The sequence below is a fragment of the Novosphingobium sp. genome, assembly GCF_027486195.1.
Taxonomy (GTDB): domain Bacteria; phylum Pseudomonadota; class Alphaproteobacteria; order Sphingomonadales; family Sphingomonadaceae; genus Novosphingobium.
In genome coordinates this window covers 68653-76217 of record NZ_JAIXPP010000126.1, presented here as the reverse complement: position 1 = coordinate 76217, position 7565 = coordinate 68653, and the positions used below count along the sequence as shown (strand labels likewise).

Below are 7565 nucleotides of genomic sequence, written 5' to 3'. Positions count from 1 at the left end.
GATCATGCGCAGCGCATCATCGAAGCCCGGCTGCTCGATGTAGCCAGTCGGCTCGCAATTGACGCCGCCGAAGGGTGTGCCGCCATCGAGTTCGATCTCGATATTGCGGATGCCGATCGTTGGGAACACGACGTGGTTGTAGCTCGGGTTAGCTGTCGATCCCGCCGAGCTTGTGAGAAAGCTGCGCGAGGCATACTGCCCGTTTACGATCAGCCGCCACTTGGCCGTGCCGTAGGTCAGGAAGTCGAACTTGGTCCCGAAGTGCTGGAAACGAACGCGCTGGCCGTACTGGGTCTTGCCGCTGCCGTTGATGTTGCCGCCGCTCGGTGTCGTGCCGATGCCGCGTGTCACCGCGCTCAGATAGGTCATCGTCGGAAGCCCGCCCGTCACGACCGGAACGCCGCCGAACAGACCAAAGTCGTTGTTGGCCAGCACGCCGCCGCTCGCGGGCCGGAACTGGCGGGTGAGCGAGGAATCAATGGTCGCATCGGCGGTCATCGTCGGCGGCGAGGCCATGACCGGATTATCCCATGGATTGGAGACAGCCGCTGCCGCCGCCAGCGCGCGAAGGCGCCGCAGCGTCCCCGCCGATGGCGTGGCGATTGCCGCGCGCATCGCGTTTGTGTCGGGATGGTTGAGGCGGATCAAGTCGAACTCGGACATGAGATTATCGGCTTCGTCGGTGATGACAACACGCGCACCACCCGGCAGAGCCTTCATGGATTGCCCTGCTGTCGCCGACCCCAGCGCCAGCGGACGCATCGCATTTATGTCAGGATGGTCGAACAGGGCCTGCGTAATCTCGAACAGCGGGTTATCGCTTTCGTCCGTCGCAACGATGCGCGGGCCGCCTGGGATAGTTACAAACATGCCCGCAAAGATTTGACTGTCGAGATCGCCAATGCGCAGCCAGGCTGCTCCATCATATCGATATCGGCCGGCGTTGGGGATTTGTGCCCCAACGACTGCGGCGCCTCCACCCAGCGCAAATTCCCCGGCCGCAGCGGCGTGGGTTGCGGTATCTGAAACACGGACAGTTGCAGGATCTCCAGCCGACATGCTCGTGGCGGCCAGCAGATCTGCCCGCGTACCAAACGGGACAGCATTGAAGGACCTGACTTGCGAAAGGTTAGCGGCCGCGGCAGCTGCTTCTGCCGCAGCCTTCGTTGCAACGGACAAGGTTTCGAACTGGGTCCAGGCTCCCGCCCCGCTCGCCCCCGTTTTACGGTACCAACCGTTGAGCAAAGGTGAGGGGTCGTTGAAGACCAGCGCAACCTTGTCGGCGGCGTAAGCCAGGTCCGCATCGAGCAAGGCCTTCGAGGTCTTGCACAAATCGGTGCTGATCAGCTTTGCGACGAGCTTCCGGAATGAAAGCTTCTGCAGTGGGCCACCGGGTGAGAAGACGACCGAGAACAGGTCATCGGAAGGCGCCGTACGCTCACCCAGCTGATCCGGGCTGACTGTCTGAAGTGGCTCCGTCATGCGCGGCCCAGCCGATCAGCGCGGGCCAGCCAGCCACGCAGATAACGCTTCTGGGCCGGGAAGCGGCGAACGATCGCCCGGTACCGCTCGCGCACGGCCTCCCGGTAGGCTGTGACCAGAGCAGGCATGGCGAGTGCGTTGAAGTGCAGTATCTCACGCATCGCCGTGCGCGTCTTCTCGCCGATCGCGCCGTCCACCTTGAGCATGGCGACACGCGTCTTGCTGGCCGGCATCAGCAGGATGCAGTTGTTGATCGCCCGCTGCAGCAGCTTTCGCGCGGCGAGGGCACCGCCGTTGACGGCCTGATCGAACAGCATCTCGCCGATCGGCGCCGTAAACGTGTCCGATTGCAGCGGCTGCCAGAAGCACCGGTGGTAGAGGTAGACCGCATCGCCGACGGTGAGCGCGCGGATATCCGCGCCGTCGATATCGCCGTCGAAGTCGAGATCGAAGTCAGCCTTGCCGTCGCCGTCCTCATCGAACGCGCCCTCAGCGGCAAGGAAGCGCAGCGACACGCCGTACTTGGTCTCGCCGCCCCGATCGAGCGGGTCGTTCGCATGCCCGCCCTCGATGTCGAGCAGCTCGCGCACGGCGGCAGCGTAGCGGGAGGAATAGCCCTGCACGACGATGGCTTCGTCGACGCCGGCGTTGGTGACTGGGGAAGTGCTGGTCATGCCGCCCGGATAGGGTGGCGGGTGCTCGGCGCGTTATATGCCGATTGACAGCAGCGCCGTCAGAACATGTCGATCTGGCGAGGATCAATCGGGCGGGCGCGCCGCACGCGCCGTATGGCCGGCGCGGCTGACTCGAGCAGGCGATACACCTGCCGCTCGGTAATATGCAATCTCTCGGCGATGGCCTGCCGCGTCATGCCCTGCGCGGCGAGGCTGTGGACCATGCGCCGCTCCACTTCGCGCACCGGCATCGGGATCGTGGTGCGGTAGAGCGCATCGCAGAGCCGCGCCGCCAGATCCTCGCCGATCGCCTCGGCAATGCGCGGGTCGCTCGCGGGGTCCTTCGGAATGTAGAGGCGCAGGCCCCGGAACCGGAATGCAAGCTTGCAGGCCGCCTCCTCGCCGATCACGTCGGCAAGATCATCCAGTACCCGCGAGCCGGTACCGGAAGGAGAGGCGACCTGCAGGTTCACTGCGCCGGCCCGCCGATGCAGAGCCACCAGACGGCAGCGCCCACGCTCATCCAGAACAGCAGCGCGCCAACCATGATGCAGCGGGTCGCAAGCGCCACAACCGTGAGGCGCGGCTTTGAACAGAAGTTTTTCATGGCCGGGCCTCCGTCGCGGCCGTCATCGCGTCGAAGTCGGCAAAGATCATTTCGATCTCGCTCCGCTTCTCCAGGATGATCTGGGCAAGCCCGGTGGTGAGGCCACCTTCCGCGCCGATCCTGCCGAGCACCGCGGTCAGATCGACAAGGATGGCGTCGATCGGCGCGGCGTGTATAGCGCCGCTGTTGTCCGCAAAGGCAGTGACGACCTTAGCCATGGCGCGCCTCCATCGGTCCGGCCGCGCGTAGCTTCTGCCCCAGCGCTTCGGCGAGGCGCTGGTAATCTTCCGCCGTCCATGCCTCGCGTTTGTCGATCCCGCAAAGCTTGTGCTGGGCATCGTGGATCGACCAGTCTGCCGGGGCGATGCCCTTGTCCTTGAGCTTCACCAGGATCGCTTCGCAAAGCGAAGCTTGCAGCTGGATCGGCGGGAGGTTGGGCTGCGGCCAGCCGTGGCGGACAGCCATCGCCTTGAGCGCCTCGATCAGGGACCGCGCGTCCGATTGGCGTGCCCAGACCAGCTTCTCGCACTTGAGCTGGCGCTTCGCGAACGCCTCCAGTGCCTTCTCGTCGGCGCTGTGAACGGCGCCGAGCTGGTAGAGCGAGATCCACATGGCGCGCGCCTTCCGGGCCATGGGATGCTGCGCCTTTGCCTTTCCGGGTTTGGGGATCGGGCGAAACCCCTTGGACTTGAGAAACTCGAGCATCGTCTCAAGCTGTGCGTCAGTGCAGTTCGCTGCACTGGTCTGGCCGGTGCGTTCAAACATGGCCTGACGATAATCGGCTTCCACCATATCGATGGCTTTCCAGCCGATCGCGAGCTTGCCGAGCATCGAGTTCCGGCGCTGCTTGCTCCTGTCGAACTTCGCCGGCACGGCCGGCGCTTGGTTAAGCGCGTTCATGTGCGCCTCCATTGGTCAGGATGAAGTACCGCCGCATCGCGGTGCAGCAGTCGGCGAAGAACCCGTCGCACAGCCGAAGCGCGACCGCTTTGACATGCAGGTTCGTGATGCCGGTGTGGTCACGCACGTCCATGTGGCGCCCGATCTGGACGTAGGACATGGGCTCGGTCGGTATGGTCCACAGGCACCACACCACGAGGGCCCGCGCCTCTTCGAAGCGCGGATTGCGCCGCCGCGAGAGCAGCTCATTGACCTCGATCGAGTAAAGCGCGGCCGCGACGTTGATCACCACATCCGGCGAGATCCAGCGCGGGCGAGGCCTGCCTTCGATGTTCGGCCCCACATAGGCTACCGCCCTTGCGGTTTTATCCCGGGTGACAAAAAGGTTGATCGGAGAGGGCGCGTTCACGAGAGCAGCCCTCCCCACAGCAGCGCCAGCACCGTGCCCCACACCGCCGCATTGGCGGCGAGCAGGAAATCGACATGCAGCGGCGTGTCATCGATGGCTCGCGCGTCGGCGAGCACCTTCTGGATCTTCGCGATCATAGCCCTGCCTCCTCAAGAAGGCCTGCCGCGCGCTCGGAGATTTCCGGCTTGAACGAGCCGAGGTAGAGCGCAATTCCATCCTCTTCGCCGCGGGATATGTCATTGAGGCGAAGGAGTGGCGTATCGATCGCTGCGGCCAAGCACTCAGCCAGACGCAGCTCGAGCGACTTCTCCGGCTCGTCTTCAGGTAGCTGCGCTATCAGGCCCATCGCGATGAGCTTGTTGTAAAGTTTGTAGAGGTCTGAGAGCGCCTTGCCCTTGGGATCCTCGTATCCGTAGTCGCCCGGCGCACCGAATGCGGCATGCACGGCGTGAATCGCGCCGACTGCGTCTTTTCTGACTGAGTTCGTCATGCCGCCACCATGCGCACGTCGAGTTCCGACCATGCGTCCATGAGGTGGTCGAGGCCCATCGACGTGCCTTCGGCCATGGCCATCATCCGCGCCAGGCGCAGAACCTTGGTGCCGTTGCGCAGGCCGCCGAGCCGCCCGCAGATGCTGTGGAGTTCCTTGCGGATCGCCGGGTCCGCGATGTGCCACGCATCGGCCAGCGCATCGATATCGCCGATCGTCGGCAGCCGCCGCTGGATCTTGAGCTCCAGCCGGCTCCACAGCTGCGGATACTTCGCCAGCTTCTGAAGGATGCCCACGTTACCGAAGAACGCGATGCCGACATGATCGCGGTCATTCCAGCTGCGGATTTCCTCGAGGCTGTCTTCGCCCAGATGCTGCGCCTCGTCGAAGATGAGCAGCGGCTTGTCCACCTTGCGCAGCTGCTCGCGCACCATGTTCGACATGGCGAAGGTGCCGCTCGGCGCATCCTTGATGCCCATCGCCTCCAGCAGCATCCGGATCATGTTGTTCATGCCCGAGGCCGACTTGCAGAGCTCCACGTAGAACACGTTCGGAAACACCTGCTGGTAGTGCTGCGCGGCGGTCGATTTGCCGCATCCGGCCTCGAGCGCTGCCGCAACGCTCATGCCGTGCTGCGCAAAGCCCAGCATCCGCTCGAGCGCGTCGCTCGTTTCGGTGCGGAAGAACTCCGGCACGTCGGGAACCTCGTCGGAAAGCGCCGCCTGCTGGGCCATCGAGTGGCGCATGCGCTCGATCTTCTGCGCGATCGGATATTCGCTGCTCTGCTTCTTGCCGTTGTAGCCCGATGCGCTGGCGAACACGCTGATCGTGCCCTTGGCGAGGCCGGTCTTCTTCGCGATCTTGTCCCAGGCCGTGCCGGTCTGTTCGCGCCAGCGGATCAGCCACTCGCGCTGCTCCTCAATATAGAGGCTCTTATCGCCCTGATCTTCCATGCTAGATGCTCCTGTCTCTTCTCAAGGGACGGGTGCGCGGGGCCGGTTTACCAGGCAGACCCCGCGCACCTTTTCATTCCACCAGCCTCGGCTTCCCGAGTGCGGCGAAAAGGCGGTTGCGCGCCCGCGCGGATGGCGGCGCAGGCTCCGGCGCGGCGGCAGCGGCCACGCTCTGGCGCGATGGTTGGATGCGTATGGCGGCAGGCGCCGGCAGTTCAGGCTCGGGCGCGGCGCGCAGGCCGGACTTGATCCGCGCGATCTCCGCCGGATCGACCAGCTCGGCCGCTTCGGCATATTCCCGCGCCATCTTGCGGACATGGCTCCGACGCTTGGAGACGACCGTGGCCCCGGCCTGATCCTTGAACCCGTGGTCCTCGAGCACCGGCGCCGTGAAAAGATAGGCCCCGCTCTCGTTGTATACGTGCACTTCGGTGTGGAGATCATCGGGATCGAACCGCACGGTCACATACTTGCCGGCGATCTCGCGGCATTCGAGCGCCCAATAACGGTTGCCCAGCAGCCTGATCTCGCCGGTCTCGGCGTCGCCGCGCTTGCGCTCGACAGCGAGCAGAGCATCGCGCAGCTGCTGGCGGCTCGGCTTCGTGATGATCGTCTGTGCCAGCCCTCGCGCAAACACCTGGTCAAAGCTGCGACCGGCATAGTCGCGCCCGGTGCGGCCCTCGCGCGCGTTGTGCTCGCGGATCTCGTGGTCGACGAGTGCGCAGAACTCGTGCCAGTCGATCGCTCGGGTGCCCCGGTTTGCCGGCTTATTGACCGGGGAGTTGCCGGTATACGCGCCGTCCATCTCGGCGCTCCTAGCGATGTAGTTGCAGAGGTCTCCCCATGCGCGCTCGATCGGCTTGGCTTGGCCGTGGAACGGCGTTGCCCAGTGAATGTTGACGCCGAGCGCAACGAGCAGCCCCTGCGGATCCTCCGGCTTGATCTTGAACCGGTAGCGGGTCACCGCGCCGCCCGTCAGCCACTTGGCGGCAAAGCCCCGGCCGTTGTCGAGGATGATGTCCTTGGGGATGCCCCAGTCGCGGATCAAATCGGCGAAGACGAGCCGAACCGTGGCCACGCTCTCGCTCACGCCCACGCGCCAGGCGAGCATCTTGGAGCTACGGATGTCCTGGATCGCCACCAGCGTCGGCCGGATCGGCTTGCCGGTGTCCGGGTGCTTCACTTCCACGTCGAACACGTGGCCGTCGATGTTCACCCATTCGAGGACATCGATATCGTCGACGGTGCGGCGGATCGAGGGCACATGCCGCTCCAGCGCGTCGGTACCCTGCCGCATGAGAATGACGACATAGGGGTCGATTTCGCGCGCTATCCGGCGCTGGAAGGCCTTGATGTGCGGCACTTCGATGCCCAGCGCTTTGGCGCGCCGACGCACCACTTCATAGCTCGCTGCCGCGGGCGGCGCGGAAAGCCGCAGCCAGTCCGATTTGTAAAGCTGCCACAGCTCCTCGGGGATCTCGGCAGCCTTGCCGCCGCCTTTGCGCCGCGGCGCGAGCAGCGGCAGCCAGTCCTTCCGATCGGCGGTGCCAACGGCCTTGATCCAGCTCCACAGCGTGGCCGCGCTCACGCCGTGCTTGCGCGCGATCGCGCTGACCGCGGCGTTCTTGCCCACGTTCAGTGTCTCGGTCATCAGCTGCACGGCGCTAACGGCCTCAAGGCGGCTCTTGGCCTGCTCTTTCACCTTGTCAGGCTGCCCGCCGAACCACTGCCAGAGCTGCTCGGTCTCGGATGCCGCTTCCGCTTCGGCCATGGCCTCGCTGCAGAAGCCGCGACGGACCAGTTCCTGCCGCGAGGCGACGGGCAGCAGCGCGACATGGAACTCCACCGGCCCGCCGCGCCCCGGGCGCTTGCGCGAAAGCAATTCGCCGTCGAGCGCCCGCCGTTCCATCCAGCGCTCATCCGCCGCGCGGCGCTGCAGCGACCGCTTGTCGGCAGGCAGCCCGGGCAGCCGCAGATCGGCCAGCTCGGCCACTGTGAACCATCCGGTCGGTTCCGTGTCCTGGTGTCCAAACTGCTCCGGGTAGATGAT

11 protein-coding genes are annotated in these 7565 nt (G+C 65.1%); all 11 read right to left on the bottom strand.

What is annotated here, in order from left to right; translation table 11 throughout:
- On the bottom strand, nucleotides 1-1482 hold a 1482-nt coding region (locus tag Q0071_RS21865), incomplete at its 3' end, for a hypothetical protein (protein ID WP_298174640.1).
- Complete coding sequence (locus Q0071_RS21860) at nucleotides 1479-2156, bottom strand: glycosyl hydrolase 108 family protein (protein WP_298174638.1); 678 nt, start codon at nucleotides 2154-2156, stop codon at nucleotides 1479-1481. The genes Q0071_RS21865 and Q0071_RS21860, both read right to left, overlap by 4 nt.
- 59 nt (nucleotides 2157-2215) lie before the next feature.
- Entirely contained in the window at nucleotides 2216-2629 is a 414-nt protein-coding gene (locus Q0071_RS21855; protein ID WP_298174637.1) for a helix-turn-helix domain-containing protein, read from the bottom strand.
- The gene (locus Q0071_RS21850; protein WP_298174635.1) at nucleotides 2626-2763 is read right to left on the bottom strand and encodes a hypothetical protein; all 138 of its coding nucleotides are present in this window, start codon (nucleotides 2761-2763) and stop codon (nucleotides 2626-2628) included. Before Q0071_RS21850 ends, Q0071_RS21855 begins: the two co-directional genes overlap by 4 nt.
- On the bottom strand, nucleotides 2760-2981 hold the full coding sequence (locus tag Q0071_RS21845; RefSeq protein WP_298174633.1) for a hypothetical protein: 222 nt from the start codon (nucleotides 2979-2981) through the stop codon (nucleotides 2760-2762). Before Q0071_RS21845 ends, Q0071_RS21850 begins: the two co-directional genes overlap by 4 nt.
- On the bottom strand, nucleotides 2974-3663 hold the full coding sequence (locus Q0071_RS21840; RefSeq protein WP_298174631.1) for a regulatory protein GemA: 690 nt from the start codon (nucleotides 3661-3663) through the stop codon (nucleotides 2974-2976). The genes Q0071_RS21845 and Q0071_RS21840 overlap by 8 nt, the downstream gene beginning before the upstream one ends.
- Nucleotides 3650-4072: a helix-turn-helix domain-containing protein gene (locus tag Q0071_RS21835; protein WP_298174629.1), complete on the bottom strand. Its 423-nt coding sequence runs from the start codon at nucleotides 4070-4072 to the stop codon at nucleotides 3650-3652. Before Q0071_RS21835 ends, Q0071_RS21840 begins: the two co-directional genes overlap by 14 nt.
- Nucleotides 4069-4209 carry a hypothetical protein gene (locus Q0071_RS21830; protein WP_298174627.1) on the bottom strand — a complete coding sequence of 47 codons (141 nt, stop codon included), beginning with the start codon at nucleotides 4207-4209 and terminating at the stop codon, nucleotides 4069-4071. Before Q0071_RS21830 ends, Q0071_RS21835 begins: the two co-directional genes overlap by 4 nt.
- Nucleotides 4206-4562, bottom strand: coding sequence for a hypothetical protein (locus Q0071_RS21825; protein ID WP_298174625.1), 357 nt, complete (start codon nucleotides 4560-4562; stop codon nucleotides 4206-4208). Before Q0071_RS21825 ends, Q0071_RS21830 begins: the two co-directional genes overlap by 4 nt.
- The gene (locus Q0071_RS21820) at nucleotides 4559-5515 is read right to left on the bottom strand and encodes an AAA family ATPase (RefSeq protein WP_298174623.1); all 957 of its coding nucleotides are present in this window, start codon (nucleotides 5513-5515) and stop codon (nucleotides 4559-4561) included. Before Q0071_RS21820 ends, Q0071_RS21825 begins: the two co-directional genes overlap by 4 nt.
- 73 nt (nucleotides 5516-5588) lie before the next feature.
- Nucleotides 5589-7508 carry a transposase domain-containing protein gene (locus Q0071_RS21815; RefSeq protein WP_298174620.1) on the bottom strand — a complete coding sequence of 640 codons (1920 nt, stop codon included), beginning with the start codon at nucleotides 7506-7508 and terminating at the stop codon, nucleotides 5589-5591.
- Between the last annotated feature and the right edge of the window lie 57 nt (nucleotides 7509-7565).

Bases quoted from the DNA above. Each gene is read 5' to 3' on its own strand.
- Q0071_RS21860 (WP_298174638.1), bottom strand. From the start codon at position 2,156: ATGACCAGCACTTCCCCAGTCACCAACGCCGGCGTCGACGAAGCCATC.
- Q0071_RS21850 (WP_298174635.1), bottom strand. From the start codon at position 2,763: ATGAAAAACTTCTGTTCAAAGCCGCGCCTCACGGTTGTGGCGCTTGCG.
- Q0071_RS21845 (WP_298174633.1), bottom strand. From the start codon at position 2,981: ATGGCTAAGGTCGTCACTGCCTTTGCGGACAACAGCGGCGCTATACAC.
- Q0071_RS21840 (WP_298174631.1), bottom strand. From the start codon at position 3,663: ATGAACGCGCTTAACCAAGCGCCGGCCGTGCCGGCGAAGTTCGACAGG.
- Q0071_RS21830 (WP_298174627.1), bottom strand. From the start codon at position 4,209: ATGATCGCGAAGATCCAGAAGGTGCTCGCCGACGCGCGAGCCATCGAT.
- Q0071_RS21825 (WP_298174625.1), bottom strand. From the start codon at position 4,562: ATGACGAACTCAGTCAGAAAAGACGCAGTCGGCGCGATTCACGCCGTG.
- Q0071_RS21820 (WP_298174623.1), bottom strand. From the start codon at position 5,515: ATGGAAGATCAGGGCGATAAGAGCCTCTATATTGAGGAGCAGCGCGAG.